A 14,158-nucleotide genomic window follows, 5' to 3' on the forward strand; every position below is an offset into this window, starting at 1 on the left:
CGGGCGCACGCGCTACCTTCGGGACAGGGGGTAAGGGAGGAGCCTGGGTGTGGGGATCGAAAGCGACCATCTGGTCTACGAATATCTGAGCCGCGTCGGGGACTTGGCGCAGCAGCGGCAGCTGTCCTCCGGCGACCGGATGAGGCTGGTGTCGGGGCTGCGGGACGAGATCGACCGTCGGCGCGCCAAGTACGACCCGGACACCCCGGCCGCGGTACGCCGCATCCTGGAGCGGATCGGCACGCCCGAAGAGGTCCTGGACACCCTCGGCTCCCTCGGCACCGCGGGTGCTCCCGGTTCCGCCGGCTCCCGACAGGGCGCGGCCCCCGCCCCCGCGGCCCCCGTCGATCCCGGCCTGTCGGTCCCCGTCCAGCGGGGCCCGGGCCGCCTGCGCGGCCGGAACGCGCCCCCGGCGCCCGCGGCGGAACGGGAGAACGTGCCGCCGCACCTGGCCGGGATGGACGAGCTCGGCCCCTCCGGCGGGGCCGAGCCCGACTGGTGGCGGATGAGCCCGGGGGCGCACGGCGGCCCGCAGGTCGAGGGCTTCGCGGGCGGCATCGAGATCCCGGACCTGTTCAAGGAAGGCCCCGAGGAGGAGCCGGCGGAGGCCGGCAAGGGCGGGTCGGCCGCGCCCGCGCCGGACGAGAAGGGCGCGCGGAGCCTCGTACGGTTCCTGCGCGAGCGGCGGCGCGCGAAGAAGGAGGCGGCGGCCGCCGCTCCCGGGGCGGAGGCCGCCGTGGCCGGGGCGGGCCGGCCGCGGCCGAACGCCTTCCTGCTGCTGGCCGCGGCCGTGCTCGTCGTCGGCGTGGTCACCGGCTACTGGCTGCTCCTCGTGGTGGGCTGGCTCCTCCCGTACGCCTCGCGCGTGCTGGGGCCCGCCGAACGCAAATGGGCGGTCTTCGGCCCGCCCGGCGCCGTGCTCGCCGGGGCGGTGCTGTGGGTGTGGGGCCGGATGAACGGCAAGTGGGGCGAGACCCTGGCCGACGACCAGCTGAGCGGGGCGCTGCACGGGATGTGGCCGTGGGTGCTGCGGGGCGCCGCGCTGGCGTCCGCGGCCTACCTGGTGTGGCGGGCGCGGCGGCGGTAGCGGGGCGCGGCGGCGGACCGGACGCCGGGTCGGTCCCGTCAGCCGCCGATGACCGTGCGCTGCAGCTCCTCCACCGGGTCGCTGTCGGCCGCCGCGACCAGGTCGAGGAAGGCGGAGGACCTGGCGACTTCGAGGAGCTGTTGGGCGGTGACGGGCGCCGAGGTGTTCGACTCGTCGTGCGGGCCGACCCTCAGCGAGACGTCGCTGGCTCCGTAGCGGAACCAGACCCAGGACTCGGTGACGTTGCCGTTGTTGATCGGCGAGACGGCCGCGTCGGCCCGGATGCCGCCGGGCAGGGTGGCCTTCGAGCAGACGGTGCCCTTGATCTCGCGGCAGGTCTGGGGCGCCATGCCCGGTTCGGACGGCCGCACCGAGAAGATGATGCGGAAGGTCTTGCCGTCCTTGCTGCCCTGGTACTGCCGCACGCTCAGGTCGATCCGCTGCACGGTGCCGACCGACGGCGGCAGCTGCTGCTGGAGCACACCGACGGCCCGGTTCTGGAAGTTCTCCAGGCGGGCCCGTTCGGCGGGCGGCAGGTCGGCCATCGAGGATTCGCCCGGGCTGGGTTCGAGGTGGATCGGCGGCGGAGGTCCGGAGCTCGTCGGCGGCGCGGCCACGTCGATCACCCCGGTGCTGCCGGTCGGCCCCTCGTCGCCGTCGCCCGGCAGGACGAAGGCGCCGGCCAGGCCGAGGCCGGCCACGGCCAGGACCGTGCCGCCGATCGCCGCCCGGACGCGCGCCCTGCGGCGCAGGCCCTGCGCGCGGGCCGGGCCCACCAGGTCCGCGGTGACGGGCAGTTCCGCGGTGACACGGTCCATCGCGTCCCGGACGAGCACGGCCGTGGTCCGGTCGTCGGTGTGGTCCTCGTAGATACCCATGGCGTCTCCTCAGCTCTCGGTCGCGTAGATGTGGGCCTCGCCGAGCCGCGCGCGCAGCTTCGGCAGGGCGCGTGAGCACTGGCTCTTGACCGTGCTCTCGCTGCAGCGCAGCAGGTCGGCGACGGTCTCGACGCTCAGGTCCTCCCAGTAGCGAAGGACGACCATGGCCCGGGCCCGCGGCGGGAGTTCGGCCAGCGCGGCGAGCAGGGTGACCCGCAGGTCGGCGTGCTCGGGCAGGGCCGGTGGCTCGGCGCGCCGGTGGGCCAACAGGTCCCGCAGGCGCCGTCGCCGCTCGGCGAGGAAGGTGCGGGTCAGCACGGTTCTGGCGTACGCGTCGGGATACTCGGTGGTGGACACCCGTCGCCAGTGCTGGAACAGCTTCGCGAGCGTCGTCTGGGTCAGATCGCGGGCGCCGTCGGCGTTCCCGCACAGCAGGTACGCGGTCCGGTACAGCTTGCGTTGACCGGCCCGGGCAAAGGCCTCGAAATCGTGCTCGGTGCCTGGTGGCATCCGCCCTCCCCTTCACATCGTGTCTCTCACCCCTGTCCTGAGCACCGCCGCCGGGAAAAGGTTGAACACCGATGTGAAGAATTTCGAAGGAGCCGAGAACCCACCGAGCACTCGTCGAGCACCCGCCGAGCACCGGACGTTCTCCTGGGGGGAGACCTGTGGTCGGTCTGCGGTGCGGCCGCCTCGGCACAATGGAAGGTATGAACCTCACCGTCGGCTTCGACCTCGACATGACCCTCATCGACTCGCGTCCGGGAATCAAGGCCGCCTACCAGGCCCTCTCCGCCGAGACGGGAACCTTCATCGACGCCGACGAGGCGGTCACCCGGCTGGGCCCGCCGCTGGAGGAGGAGCTCGCGCACTGGTTCCCGGAGGCCGAGATCCCGGCCATGGCCGACCGCTACCGGGAGATCTACCCCACGTACGCCATCGGGCCGACCCCGGCGATGCCCGGCGCCCGCGAGGCGATCGAGGCCGTCCAGGCACTGGGCGGCCGCGCGATCGTGGTCACGGCCAAGCACGAGCCCAACGCCCGCCTGCACCTGTCGCACCTCGGCATCGAGGCCGACGCGGTCGTCGGCTGGCTCTGGGCGGAGGCCAAGGCCGGTGCGCTGCGGGAGTACGGGGCACAGGTCTACGTCGGCGACCACGTCGGCGACGTACGCGGCGCCCGCACGGCCGGCGCGCTGTCCGTGGTGGTGCCCACCGGGCCGTGCCCCGAGGAGGAACTGCGCGAGGCGGGCGCGGACGTGGTCCTGCCCGACCTCACCGCACTGCCCCAGTGGCTCGCCCGGTACGTGGCCGCGCAGCCCGTCTGAGAGCTTCCCGACCGCCAGGGGCGGCCCCTACGCCTGCGAGGCCCGGGCCGCCCGGCGCTGCGCCGCGGCCGAGCGGAGCACGCCCGCCGCGGAGATGGCGAAGCCCACGCCCATGAGCATGCACACCGCCCACGCGTACGACGGGAACGGGTCCATGTCGAGGAAGAGCGGAGCCATCGTCGCCAGCGTGGCCACGGCACCGGCGATGAACACGATGCCGCCGGCCTTGACGAGTCCGTCGCCGGGCCGCGCTTCGTCTGAATGAGGAGTAACAGTCACCTCACCAGGGTAGTTCCCTGGCCGAAGCAGCCGACCGTGAAGGACCGGGGAACGTCTTGTCACCCGGCCCCCGACCATTAGCCTTGAGGTGGCGGGTCACTCATGGCCCGCTGCGCTGTTGTCCGGAGCCGTTCACGGCCCTTCGGACCCCGACGAGCACAAGGACAGAGGACGGACGTGCCTACCGGCAAGGTCAAGTGGTTCAACAGTGAGAAGGGCTTCGGCTTTCTCTCCCGTGACGACGGCGGCGACGTCTTCGTCCACTCGTCGGTGCTCCCCGCCGGGGTGGACGCTCTCAAGCCCGGCCAGCGCGTCGAGTTCGGTGTCGTCGCGGGCCAGCGCGGTGACCAGGCACTTTCTGTGACGGTACTCGACCCGGCACCCTCCGTCGCGGCGGCGCAGCGGCGCAAGCCCGACGAGCTCGCCTCGATCGTGCAGGACCTCACGACCCTGCTGGAGAACATCACCCCGATGCTGGAGCGCGGCCGCTACCCCGACAAGGTGCACGGCACGAAGATCGCCGGACTGCTCCGCGCGGTGGCCGACCAGCTCGACGTCTGAGTCCCACCGGTACGCCTACGACCGCGCCCCGCCACTCGAAAGAGCGGCGGGGCGCGGACGTACGTACGGGGCGATCAGCCCTGCGGGAAGTCCAACGAGCCGGGCGCGATGGCCGGTACCAGCCCTTCGGCCGCCGCCCGGGTGAGCAGCCCGCGCACCGCCGCGTAGCCGGAGTCACCGAGGCCGGCGGTGAACTCGTTGACGTAGAGACCGATGTGCTGGTCGGCGACCGCCGGATCCAGCTCCTGGGCGTGCGCGCGGACGTACGGGCGGGAGGCCTCCGGGTCGTCCCAGGCCATCCGGACCGACGTACGGGCCGACTCGGCCAGCGCGCGCAGCCGCTCCGCGCCCAGCGAGCGCTTGGCGATGATCGCGCCGAGCGGGATCGGCAGACCGGTCGTCGACTCCCAGTGCTCACCCATGTCGGCCAGGCAGTGCAGCCCGTAGTCCTGATAGGTGAACCGGGCCTCGTGGATCACCAGCCCGGCGTCCACCCGGCCGTCGCGGACCGCCGGCATGATCTCGTGGAACGGCAGGACGACGACCTTGCCGACCCCCTCCGGCAGCACGTCCGCCGCCCAGAGCCGGAACAGCAGGTAGGCGGTGGAACGTTCGCTCGGCACGGCCACCGTCCGCCCGGCCAGGTCGAGCCCCGGCTCGCGGGTCAGCACCAGCGGGCCGCAGCCGCGCCCCAGCGCCCCGCCGCACGGCAGCAGCGCGTACTCCTCCAGCACCCACGGCAGCACCGCGTACGACACCTTCAACACGTCCAGCTCACCGCGCTCGGCCATGCCGTTGGTGATGTCGATGTCCGCGAAGGTGACGTCGAGGGCGGGCGCGCCCGGCACCCGGCCGTGCGCCCACGCGTCGAAGACGAACGTGTCGTTCGGGCACGGCGAATAGGCGATCTTCAGCGCTTCACCGGTGGTCGTGCTCATGGCGTTCTCCCCAGTTCGCGAGTACGGGCCCCAGCACACGGAAGCCGTCGGCGAGCGCGGTGAGCGCCTCCCCGATCCGCCAGGCGGCACGGTCGCGAGGGCCCACGGCATTGGACACGGCACGGATCTCCAGGACGGGCAGCCCGTGCGCGGCGGCCGCCTCCGCGACCCCGAAGCCCTCCATGGCCTCGGCCCCGGCCATCGGATGCCGGGCGGCCAGCGCGGCGGCCCGGGCGGCGGTCCCGGTCACGGTGGAAACGGTCAGCACGGGCGCGAGCAGCGCCCCGGTCGCCTCGGCGGCGCGGGCCGCGAGCTCGGCGGGCGGCAGATGCACGCTGTGCCCGAAGCCGAGTTCCGTGACGTCGAGGAACCCGTCGGGGGTCTCGGCCCCCAGGTCGGCGGCGACGATCGCGTCCGCGACCACGAGGGAACCGAGCGGGGCGGCGGGCGCGAACCCGCCGCCGATGCCGGCGGAGACGACGAGCGAGTAGTCGGCCAGGGCCAGGGCCGTGGCGGTCCCGGCGGCGGCCGCCGCCGGACCGACGCCCCCGACGAGCACGTCGAAGGCGATGCCCGGAAGGTCCCGGCGGTTGATGAGGTAACTGCCGGGCAAGGTGCGTGGCTCAGGACCGAACGCGTCCGGATGAGGGGTCAGCCCGGTGGTGACGGAGTCTGCCTCCGCCGCCACCGCGGTCACGACGAGCGCGCGCACCGCTGCCGCCCGGTTACTTGAGCTTGAGGTCGAAGGACCAGACGGCGAGCGGCTTGCCGTCCTCGGCGAGCTGCAGGAACGCCAGCTTCTTCGAGGAAGGGGCCTCGCCCTGGCCACCGGTCGCGAAGACGTCGGCACCCGGGAAGCTGCGGTAGGTGTTCGAGGAGGGCTCGGTGATCGGCTGCCCGTCCAGGACCGCCGACCAGCGCTTGCCGTCCTCGACGATCTCCGGCTCGACCCCGAGACGCAGGGTGTCGCCCCGCGCGTACTCGACGGTCTTGGGGTTCTTGAGGTTGGTGAGGCACTCCTGGACCTGGTCCATGGAGAGCTCCTTGCCGTCGTTGTGGCAGGAGGCTTCGGCGGACACCGACGAGGTGCCGACCGTCACGGTCGCCAGCGGCGTCGGCTTCTCGCCGCAGGCGGAGAGGAGGAGGAGGCCGGCGGACACGGCTCCGAGGGCCGCGACGCTGCGGCGGGCCCTACCCGAGAAAAGCGGTGCGGTCATGAGCCGAAGGCTATCGGGCCCCTGGGCTGCGCCGCTGCATGGGGTACCGGTGGCCTGCGGCGCGGCGTCCGTTTGCCGCCGAAGGCGGTCATGCGACCCGAGGGCGGGACGTGCCCGCGTGGTGCCGGGGGGCCGAGAGGACGCCACGCAACGCCATCGTCGTGCCCAGGGCGACGATCGCCGCGGCGACCGACATTCCCAGTACTCCGTTCAGCGGCAGCACGATGCCGATCGCACCACCCAACACCCACGCCACCTGGAGCAGCGTCTCCGAACGGGCGAACGCAGAGGTCCGCACCGACTCCGGCACGTCCCGCTGGATCATCGCGTCCAGCGACAACTTCGCCAGCGCCTGGCAGAAGCCCGCCGTCGCACCCAGCACGGCCATGAACAACCCGCTGAAGAACACCGCCGCGAGCACCGCCACCGCCAGCGTCAGACACAGCACCGCCGCGATGATCGCCTCCGGAGCCCGCGCCCGCAGCCACGCCCCCGCCGCCGTGCCGCAGGCGTTGCCCACACCCGCCGAGACACCCACGATGCCCAGCGACACCGCCGCGCTCTGCCCCGCCAGCGGATGCTCGCGCAACAGGAACGCCAGGAAGAAGATCAGGAACCCGGACAGCGCACGCATCGAGGCGTTCGCCAGCAACCCGCACAACACCGACCTGCTGACCGTCCGCAGACCCGGCCGCTTCGAATGCGCCTCGTGCGTCGACAGCCGCGCCCGACGCTCCCCCTTGGCCTCGTCCACCTTGTGCGGCAGCGTGAACGCCGCGACCGTGCCCCACACGAAGACCAGACAGGCCCCGTACAGCGGCCACTGCGGCCCGATCAGATTCAGCGCGGCCCCCACCGGCGCCGCCACGCCCGTGGCCAGCAGACCGGCCAACGTGACCCGCGAGTTCGCCTTGACGAGTGAGAATTTCGGCGGCAGCAGCCGAGGCACCACCGCACTGCGCACCACCCCGTACGACTTCGACGCCACCAGTACGCCGAGCGCCGCCGGATACAGCTGGATGCCCCCCGTGGCCACCGCCCCCGACATCAGCAACGCCAGCAGCGCGCGCGCCAGCATCGCCGCCGCCATCGAAGCCCGGCGACCGTGCGGCAACCGGTCCAGGAGCGGTCCGATCACCGGCGCCAGCACCGTGAACGGAGCCATCGTGATGCCGAGGTACAGGGCCACCCGGCCCCGTGCCTCGTCCGTGGGAACGGAGAAGAACACCGTCGAGGCCAACGCCACCGTGATCAGCATGTCGCCGGCCCCGTTGATGGCGTGCAACTCGATCAGCTTGCCGAGGCCCGATTCACCGGCCCCGTGCGCGTGCGTGGCCCGCCGGATCCCGCGCGCCGGAAGGTGCAGCGCACGCCCGACAGCCCGGCCGGCCCGCCTGGCCGGTCCCGAGCCGTCGTCGGACGACCGTACGGGTGCCACACTCGACATAGTGCCCCACCCGGCCCTCCCGGGGCGCCTCCCGGCGCGTCGCGCACCCGGTGGCTTGTCCGCGAATCGGACCTTGCATGTGTGCCCGAGGCTTAAGAGGAGGTAGCGTGCGTAGCGCGCCACCGGCGGTTGCTCCTGGCCGCGCGCCTCTTCGTGATCCCGCAGAATGGGTCGCAGTGAGGTGCGCCCGGAGTCCGATCGGGTGCGGACGTCGACGCGGCCCTCTGGTCCGCTCCGCCCGTGCCACGTACGGACAGCACCGACGGGTCGTTGTGGACGACAGTACGGACGGCGCACACGTGAGACGGCGTAGGAGAGAACGAGACCAGTGAGTGCTGCGACGACGCGAAGCCGTACCCCGCGTACCCCCGACCGCCTGTGCGTCGAGGCGGTAGAACTCGCCCGCGCGGCGGCCGAGGAGGCCGCCTTCCCCGGAGTGGTCGGCGCGCACGTCTCCGCCGTGGCGGAGGGCGACCGCGTCGTCACCCACTTCTTCGAGTCCAAGGAACCGGGCTACCGCGGCTGGCGCTGGGCCGTCACCGTGACCCGCGCCTCCCGCGCCAAGAACGTCACCCTCGACGAAACGGTGCTGCTCCCCGGCGACGACGCGCTGCTCGCCCCCGAGTGGGTGCCGTGGAGCGAACGACTGCGCCCCGGCGACATGGGCCCCGGCGACCTGCTGCCCACCGACGCCGAGGACCTGCGCCTGGAGCCGGGCTGGTCGGGCGAGGACACCCCGCCGCCGAACTCGGTGGTCTCCACCGAGATGGCCGAACTGGTCGAGGCCGAGGACGCCGACGTCACCGACCGCGCGGTGGTCCCCGTACGCGGCTCCATCACCTCGGTCGCCGAGGAACTGGGCATGCGCCGGGCGCGCGTGCTGTCCCGCTACGGGCTGCACACCGCCGCCGACCGCTGGGACGAGTCCTTCGGCGCCAAGACCCCGATGGCGCAGGCCGCGCCCGCCTCCTGCGTCTCCTGCGGCTTCCTGGTGGCCATCGGCGGCTCGTTGGGCCAGGCCTTCGGCGTCTGCGCGAACGAGTTCAGCCCGGCCGACGGCCGTCTGGTGTCGCTGTCCTACGGCTGCGGCGGCCACTCGGAGGCCGCGGTCATGCCGGCGCCGCTGCGACCGGCCCCGCCGGTGCTCGACTCGATGGCCTCGGACGAGTTCACCCTGCGACCGACCCCCGACAGCGGATCGGTCCCGGCCTCGGAATCCGACCTGCCGGCCGCGGACCTCGGCCACTCCTAGATCGGACACGCCCCGGCCCGCTCGGCGTACCCTCGCCCCATGGGGGACAAGGGCGCGGACACGGACATGGACATGGTGGGGATGACCGGCCGGGTGACCGGCACGGTCGGCCCCGGCCTGGTGGGCGAGGTCATCGTCCGGATCCGGGGCGGGGCGGAGCACTTCCTCGCCCACCCGGTCCACGGGACCGGCCGGCTCCCCGTCGGGACGGTGGTGACGGTGGTCGAGTACCTGCCGCCGCGCACGGTGTACGTGATGGCCGCCTACGACAACTGACGCCCCGTCCCACCTGTACGTATCAGGATGGCGACAAGACGCGGCCCGCGTCTTCCGGCCGGGCCGTGACAGGCGCAGACTCGGCCTCGTCGGTGCCGAACGGCACCGCGCTAAGGGGGCGTTGCCGATGGCTATCGGCGTCGTGGCGGGAATCGTTCTCGCCGCAATCGTGGCTCTGATCGGCCTGTTCAAGCTCATGTGGCGGGTGGCCGAACCGAACGAGGCACTCGTCATCTCCGGCTCCACGCACAAGACCGAGGGCCTCGGGCAGGGCATGGGCTTCCGGATCGTCACCGGGCGGGGCACGCTCGTCCTCCCGGGCGTGCAGGCGGTACGGAAACTGTCCCTGGACCTCAACGAGACCCAGCTGTCCGTGGACTGCGTCACCCACCAGGGCATCCCGCTGCGGGTGAAGGGCGTCGTCATCTTCAAGGTCGGCGACGACCTCGTGTCGATCGCCAACGCGGCGCGCCGCTTCCTGGACCAGCAGAAGATGATGCCCGAGCGCGTGCACATCGTCTTCGCGGGCCATCTGAGGTCCATCGTGGGTGGGTTGACGGTCGAGGACATGATCCGCGACCGGGAGAAGCTGACGGGTCAGACCCGGATGGCCTGCGGTACCGAGATGGAGAAGCTCGGCCTGATCGTCGACTCGCTGCAGATCCACGAGATCGAGGACCCGACCGGCTACATCAAGAACCTGGCGATGCCGCACGCGGCGGCCGTGCAGCGGGACGCGCGGATCGCGCAGGCCGAGGCGAACCGGCTGGCCACGGAGGCTGAGCAGGCCGCCTTCGCCCGGATGGCCGAGGCGACGCGCGACAGCGAGATCCTGCAGGCCGGCTACCAGGCCGAACGGGACAAGGCGGCGGCGACGGCCCGGCAGGCGGGCCCGCTGTCGGAGGCGGCCGCCCGCCAGGAAGTCGTCGTCCAGGAGACCCGGGTCGCGGAGCTGGAGGCGCACCGGCGCGAGCAGCAGCTGCAGGCGGACGTACGCAAGCCCGCGGACGCGGCGGCGTACGAGACCCGCACCCGGGCCGAGGCCGAGCGCGACGCCCGGATCTCGGCGGCACAGGCCAAGGCCCGGGAGACCGAGCTCGCGGCGGCCGCCGAGGCGACGCGGGTGACGACGGCGGCGACCGCCGACGCGCAGGCCGTGGAGGCGCGAGGTATCGCGTCGGCGAAGGCCACGCGGGCGACGGGCGAGGCCGAGGCCGCGGCCACGCAGGCGCGGGGTCTCGCGGAGGCGGAGTCGGCGAAGGCCCGCGGTCTGGCCGAGGCGGAAGCGATCAAGGCGCGGGCCGCCGCGCTGGCGGAGAACCAGGAGGCGGTCGTCGCGCAGCAGCTGGCCGAGAACTGGCCGGCGATCGTGGAGGCGGGCGCGGGGGCCTTCGGCAACGTGGAGCACATGGTCCTGCTGAACGGGGCCGAGGGCATGTCGGAGATGTTCGCCAAGGCGCTGACGATGGGCGGCACGGGTCTGGGCGTGGCCCGCCAACTCCTGGCCTCGATGGGCCAGACCCCCGCCCCGGGAACCCCGTCCCCGGCGACCCCGTCGGTGAACGGCCGCATCCCGATCCACGAGGAGTAACCCCCTCGGGCAACATCTCGGGTTTTGGCGCCCCCGGCCGCTGTTTCAGCGCCGGGGGCGCCAATTCAGCCCCTCCGGCGTTTGAGGAGCGGGGTCCGGGGCGGAGCCCCGGCAACGGCGCGGGCGCCGAACCGTCGTGTTCCGGCGCGGCGCCGTCGCCGGGGCGCCGCCCCCGGACCCCCGCGCCTCAAACGCCGGCGAGGCTGGTTGGTGCGGCGAGGCCGGATGGGGCGGCGAGGCCGGATGGGGACGGCGGAGCCGGATATGTGACGGCGAGGTCGGGTGCGTGTCGGGCGGTCGGGTCAGTTGCCGCCGCGGCGGCGGAGGAGGCGTTTGGCGCCCAGGACCAGGATCAGGCCGCCCGCCAGGACAAGGGCTCCCTTGCCGAAGCCGACCGTCGGTTCCGTCATCGAGGACGCGCCCGGCGGCGAGCCCGGCTGCGGTGAGGCCGACGGACCGGTGGCGGCGGCGACCGGGATCGCGATGACCCGACTGCCCTCGCCCTCCGCGCCGAACATCAGCGTGGCGCCGTCCGGCGTGTACGTCACCGACTCCGCCTGCCCCTGCCACGGCGCGTCCACCCGCTCGCCCTCACCCACCGGCAGGCCGTCCTTCCACGGGTAGGTGCGGGCCGTGAAGTAGCCCCGTAGCGTCAGCCGGGTGCCGTCGGGGGAGAACGCCCCGTCCGTCACCCACGGCACGTCGGCGACCCGCCGGAACACGTTCGTGCCGCCCGTGGACAGCTCCGCCGGGCCCTCGTACAGGCCGCCCCTGTTCTCGTCCTTGCTCGCGATGTACACCCGGCCCGTCACCGGATGGACCATCAGGGACTCCGCGTTGCGCGCGCCGTCCGCGTACTTCACCGTGAACTGCGTGGCCTCGACGGTGACATCACCCAGTTGCTTGGGCTCCGGGAAGCGGTAGATCCACACGTGGTCCCAGGTGCCGCCCCGGTTGTCGCCGATGTCCCCCACGTAGAGCTGCCCGTCCGGGCCCAGTGAGATCGCCTCGACGTCGCGCGGCTTCCCGATGCCCTTCAGCGTCACACGGGCCACCGTGCGGCCCGTGGCCGAGTCCACCGCGTAGATGTACGGGCCGTCGTCGCTGTCGTTGTGCGTCCAGTACACGCCCGGGTGGATCCTGCTGGCGGCCAGGCCGCTGGACTCCTTGATCCGCGGGTCGGAGATGGTGAAGGAGGACGTGGCGGGGGTCTCCGCCGCGAGGGCGGGGCCCGCCGGCACGGCGAGGGCGGCGGCGACGGCGGTGGCGGTGGTGACGGCGGCGGACGCGGCGGCGGACGGCAAGGGCAGGCGCATGTCCCCAGCCTGCCAGTACGTGCCGCGTGTCCGGCGTCACAGGGGTTTCTGTCGCGCGATCCGCGATGATGACCGGATGCGTTTCATGTTCGTCGGCGACTCCATGACCATCGGACGCGCCGGCGACTACACCTGGCGCTACCGGATGTGGCAGCACCTCAGCTCGACCTTCGACGGTCCCCACCGGATCGTCGGTCCGCGGTGCGAGCTGTACGACACCGTCGCCGACGCGCCCACCAGTCACGCGTACGCCGACCCGGCCTTCCCGGAGCGCGCCCGCCGTCACCTGGCCGGCTGGGGCGAGGGCTGGCAGCACATGGCCCCCCTCATAGGCCCCGCCGTCGCCGACACCCGCGCCGACGTGCTCCTGGTGTCCCTCGGGCTGATCGACCTCGGCTTCTACACCGACGCCGAGCAGACCGCCGCCAACGCCCGCCGGTTCGTCGCCGAGGCCCGCGCCGCCCGGCCCGCCGTCCGCATGGTCCTGCTGCCGGTCATCCCCAACAGCCGGGCCGAGGAGGACGCCCCCTTCGCGGCCGAGGTGGCCCGCTTCAACGAGCTCCTCGCGAAGGCGGTCGCGGACCTGACGACCGACGCCTCGCCGATCCTGCTGGCCGCGCGCCCGGACGCGTACGACATCCACCGCGACACCTACGACGGCACTCACCCGAACGCCTCGGGCGAGCACCGGCTGGCGGGTGAGTTCGCGGCCGTCCTCCACCAGGCGTGGGGGATCGGCGGCCCCTACCGGCCCGCGCAGGGGCTGTAACACGCCCTTCACGGCGGGGTCTTGCTTCGAGCGCACTCCAAGCAGTTGGCTAGTGCCCCATGAAGTACACGCAGCTCGGACGCTCCGGACTCAAGGTCAGCCGACTCGTTCTCGGCACGATGAACTTCGGCCCCCAGACCGGGGAGCCCGAAAGTCACTCGATCATGGACTCCGCCCTCGACGCGGGCATCAATTTCTTCGACACTGCAAATGTGTATGGGTGGGGCGAGAACAAGGGCCGTACCGAGGAGATCATCGGCACCTGGTTCGCCCAGGGCGGCGACCGCCGCGAGAAGACGGTCCTCGCCACCAAGGTGTACGGCTCCATGTACCGCGAGGCCGACACCTGGCCCAACTACGACCGTCTGTCGGCGCTGAACATCCGGCGGGCCGTCGACGCCAGCCTCAAGCGGCTCCGGACCGACTACATCGACGTCTACCAGTTCCACCACGTGGACCGGCTGACCCCCTTCGAGGAGATCTGGCAGGCCGTCGAGGTCCTGATCCAGCAGGGCAAGATCCTCTACGCCGGCTCCTCGAACTTCCCCGGCTGGAAGATCGCCCAGGCCAACGAGATCGCGGCCCGCCACGGCCGGCTCGGCCTGGTCAGCGAGCAGTGCATCTACAACCTCGCCGAGCGGCGCGCGGAGATGGAGGTCGTCCCGGCGGCCCAGGAGTACGGCCTCGGTGTCATCCCGTGGTCCCCGCTGCACGGGGGCCTGCTGGGCGGGGTCATCAAGAAGGAGGTCGAGGGCGGCCGGCGCGCCTCCGGTCGGTCGGCGGACGCGCTGGCGAACACCGCCGTGCGGGCGCAGGTGCAGGCGTACGAGGACCTGCTGGACAAGCACGGCCTGGAGCCGGGCGAGGTCGGGCTGGCCTGGCTGCTGACGCGTCCCGGGGTCACCGGGCCGATCGTCGGGCCGCGTACGCAGGAGCAGCTGGACTCGGCGCTGCGCGCGGCGGAGCTGGAGCTCTCGCAGGAGGTCCTGGCGGGCCTGGACGAGATCTTCCCGGGTCCGGGGGCGTCGCCGGAGGCTTTCGCCTGGTAGGAGCCCGCTCAGGGGCTACTGGCCGACGGCAGCCGCCACGGCCACGACGAAGAACATCAGCACGAGCACACCGGCCATCACGCGGTTTCTGGTCTTGGGATCCACCCGTCGAGCGTAACGCGGGCCGCCGGCTCTCCCGCACGCCCCCCGGCTCAGGCCGGGGGGCGTGC

16 protein-coding genes are annotated in these 14,158 nt (G+C 72.8%); 8 read left to right on the forward strand and 8 right to left on the reverse strand.

The window, feature by feature from the left end; all coding sequences use genetic code 11:
- The first annotated feature begins 49 nt into the window (after positions 1-49).
- Positions 50-1,087 carry a hypothetical protein gene (locus tag ACWG52_RS20950; RefSeq protein ID WP_389816042.1) on the forward strand — a complete coding sequence of 346 codons (1,038 nt, stop codon included), beginning with the start codon at positions 50-52 and terminating at the stop codon, positions 1,085-1,087.
- 38 nt (positions 1,088-1,125) lie between these two features.
- On the opposite strand, the gene ACWG52_RS20955 is transcribed toward ACWG52_RS20950, so the two are convergent.
- Together ACWG52_RS20955 and ACWG52_RS20960 are read right to left on the reverse strand one after the other, a co-directional pair.
- Positions 1,126-1,965 (reverse strand): hypothetical protein, encoded by an 840-nt coding sequence (locus ACWG52_RS20955; protein WP_389816045.1) that lies wholly within the window; start codon positions 1,963-1,965, stop codon positions 1,126-1,128.
- A gap of 9 nt (positions 1,966-1,974) precedes the next feature.
- Positions 1,975-2,475: a SigE family RNA polymerase sigma factor gene (locus ACWG52_RS20960; protein ID WP_389816048.1), complete on the reverse strand. Its 501-nt coding sequence runs from the start codon at positions 2,473-2,475 to the stop codon at positions 1,975-1,977.
- 200 nt (positions 2,476-2,675) lie between these two features.
- On the opposite strand from ACWG52_RS20960, the gene ACWG52_RS20965 reads away from it, so the two are divergent.
- Positions 2,676-3,293 carry an HAD family hydrolase gene (locus ACWG52_RS20965; RefSeq protein ID WP_389816051.1) on the forward strand — a complete coding sequence of 206 codons (618 nt, stop codon included), beginning with the start codon at positions 2,676-2,678 and terminating at the stop codon, positions 3,291-3,293.
- A gap of 27 nt (positions 3,294-3,320) precedes the next feature.
- Here the strand turns inward: ACWG52_RS20965 and ACWG52_RS20970 are convergent, their stop codons facing one another.
- The gene (locus ACWG52_RS20970; RefSeq protein WP_030012938.1) at positions 3,321-3,572 is read right to left on the reverse strand and encodes a hypothetical protein; all 252 of its coding nucleotides are present in this window, start codon (positions 3,570-3,572) and stop codon (positions 3,321-3,323) included.
- 177 nt (positions 3,573-3,749) lie between these two features.
- Between ACWG52_RS20970 and ACWG52_RS20975 the strand changes: the two genes are divergently transcribed.
- Complete coding sequence (locus ACWG52_RS20975) at positions 3,750-4,133, forward strand: cold-shock protein (RefSeq protein WP_030012939.1); 384 nt, start codon at positions 3,750-3,752, stop codon at positions 4,131-4,133.
- A 74-nt stretch (positions 4,134-4,207) separates the two neighbouring features.
- Here ACWG52_RS20975 and ACWG52_RS20980 read toward each other — a convergent pair whose 3' ends face one another.
- The 4 genes from ACWG52_RS20980 to ACWG52_RS20995 form a co-directional block, all read right to left on the reverse strand.
- The gene (locus ACWG52_RS20980; RefSeq protein ID WP_033223678.1) at positions 4,208-5,071 is read right to left on the reverse strand and encodes a 1,4-dihydroxy-6-naphthoate synthase; all 864 of its coding nucleotides are present in this window, start codon (positions 5,069-5,071) and stop codon (positions 4,208-4,210) included.
- The gene (locus tag ACWG52_RS20985; RefSeq protein WP_389816056.1) at positions 5,052-5,783 is read right to left on the reverse strand and encodes a futalosine hydrolase; all 732 of its coding nucleotides are present in this window, start codon (positions 5,781-5,783) and stop codon (positions 5,052-5,054) included. The genes ACWG52_RS20980 and ACWG52_RS20985 overlap by 20 nt, the downstream gene beginning before the upstream one ends.
- Before the next feature lie 13 nt (positions 5,784-5,796).
- Entirely contained in the window at positions 5,797-6,288 is a 492-nt protein-coding gene (locus ACWG52_RS20990; RefSeq protein WP_389816059.1) for a DUF2771 domain-containing protein, read from the reverse strand.
- A gap of 88 nt (positions 6,289-6,376) precedes the next feature.
- Positions 6,377-7,735, reverse strand: a complete 1,359-nt coding sequence (locus tag ACWG52_RS20995; RefSeq protein ID WP_389816062.1) for an MFS transporter — start codon at positions 7,733-7,735, stop codon at positions 6,377-6,379.
- Positions 7,736-8,063: 328 nt separating this feature from the next.
- On the opposite strand from ACWG52_RS20995, the gene ACWG52_RS21000 reads away from it, so the two are divergent.
- From ACWG52_RS21000 to ACWG52_RS21010, 3 genes are all read left to right on the forward strand, one after another.
- A complete protein-coding gene (locus tag ACWG52_RS21000) occupies positions 8,064-8,987 on the forward strand; it encodes a DUF3027 domain-containing protein (protein ID WP_389816065.1) in 924 nt (307 codons plus the stop codon).
- A 39-nt stretch (positions 8,988-9,026) separates the two neighbouring features.
- Positions 9,027-9,263, forward strand: a complete 237-nt coding sequence (locus ACWG52_RS21005) for a hypothetical protein (RefSeq protein WP_389816068.1) — start codon at positions 9,027-9,029, stop codon at positions 9,261-9,263.
- 127 nt (positions 9,264-9,390) lie between these two features.
- Complete coding sequence (locus ACWG52_RS21010) at positions 9,391-10,854, forward strand: flotillin family protein (protein ID WP_389816070.1); 1,464 nt, start codon at positions 9,391-9,393, stop codon at positions 10,852-10,854.
- A gap of 302 nt (positions 10,855-11,156) precedes the next feature.
- On the opposite strand, the gene ACWG52_RS21015 is transcribed toward ACWG52_RS21010, so the two are convergent.
- Positions 11,157-12,170, reverse strand: coding sequence for a WD40 repeat domain-containing protein (locus tag ACWG52_RS21015; RefSeq protein ID WP_453125578.1), 1,014 nt, complete (start codon positions 12,168-12,170; stop codon positions 11,157-11,159).
- A 76-nt stretch (positions 12,171-12,246) separates the two neighbouring features.
- Here ACWG52_RS21015 and ACWG52_RS21020 point away from each other — a divergent pair, with 76 nt between their 5' ends.
- Positions 12,247-12,939: a GDSL-type esterase/lipase family protein gene (locus tag ACWG52_RS21020; RefSeq protein WP_389816074.1), complete on the forward strand. Its 693-nt coding sequence runs from the start codon at positions 12,247-12,249 to the stop codon at positions 12,937-12,939.
- A 59-nt stretch (positions 12,940-12,998) separates the two neighbouring features.
- Positions 12,999-13,988 (forward strand): aldo/keto reductase, encoded by a 990-nt coding sequence (locus tag ACWG52_RS21025; RefSeq protein ID WP_389816076.1) that lies wholly within the window; start codon positions 12,999-13,001, stop codon positions 13,986-13,988.
- Positions 13,989-14,158: the final 170 nt, after the last annotated feature.

This window comes from Streptomyces sp. CLCI03 (assembly GCF_053615355.1).

What these genes read in the sequence shown, in the direction of transcription:
- ACWG52_RS21005 (WP_389816068.1), top strand. Translation starts at nt 9,027, where the DNA reads ATGGGGGACAAGGGCGCGGACACGGACATGGACATGGTGGGGATGACC.
- ACWG52_RS20960 (WP_389816048.1), bottom strand. Translation starts at nt 2,475, where the DNA reads ATGCCACCAGGCACCGAGCACGATTTCGAGGCCTTTGCCCGGGCCGGT.
- ACWG52_RS21015 (WP_453125578.1), bottom strand. Translation starts at nt 12,170, where the DNA reads ATGCGCCTGCCCTTGCCGTCCGCCGCCGCGTCCGCCGCCGTCACCACC.
- ACWG52_RS20995 (WP_389816062.1), bottom strand. Translation starts at nt 7,735, where the DNA reads ATGTCGAGTGTGGCACCCGTACGGTCGTCCGACGACGGCTCGGGACCG.
- ACWG52_RS21020 (WP_389816074.1), top strand. Translation starts at nt 12,247, where the DNA reads ATGCGTTTCATGTTCGTCGGCGACTCCATGACCATCGGACGCGCCGGC.
- ACWG52_RS21025 (WP_389816076.1), top strand. Translation starts at nt 12,999, where the DNA reads ATGAAGTACACGCAGCTCGGACGCTCCGGACTCAAGGTCAGCCGACTC.
- ACWG52_RS20980 (WP_033223678.1), bottom strand. Translation starts at nt 5,071, where the DNA reads ATGAGCACGACCACCGGTGAAGCGCTGAAGATCGCCTATTCGCCGTGC.
- ACWG52_RS20990 (WP_389816059.1), bottom strand. Translation starts at nt 6,288, where the DNA reads ATGACCGCACCGCTTTTCTCGGGTAGGGCCCGCCGCAGCGTCGCGGCC.
- ACWG52_RS21010 (WP_389816070.1), top strand. Translation starts at nt 9,391, where the DNA reads ATGGCTATCGGCGTCGTGGCGGGAATCGTTCTCGCCGCAATCGTGGCT.
- ACWG52_RS20965 (WP_389816051.1), top strand. Translation starts at nt 2,676, where the DNA reads ATGAACCTCACCGTCGGCTTCGACCTCGACATGACCCTCATCGACTCG.
- ACWG52_RS20955 (WP_389816045.1), bottom strand. Translation starts at nt 1,965, where the DNA reads ATGGGTATCTACGAGGACCACACCGACGACCGGACCACGGCCGTGCTC.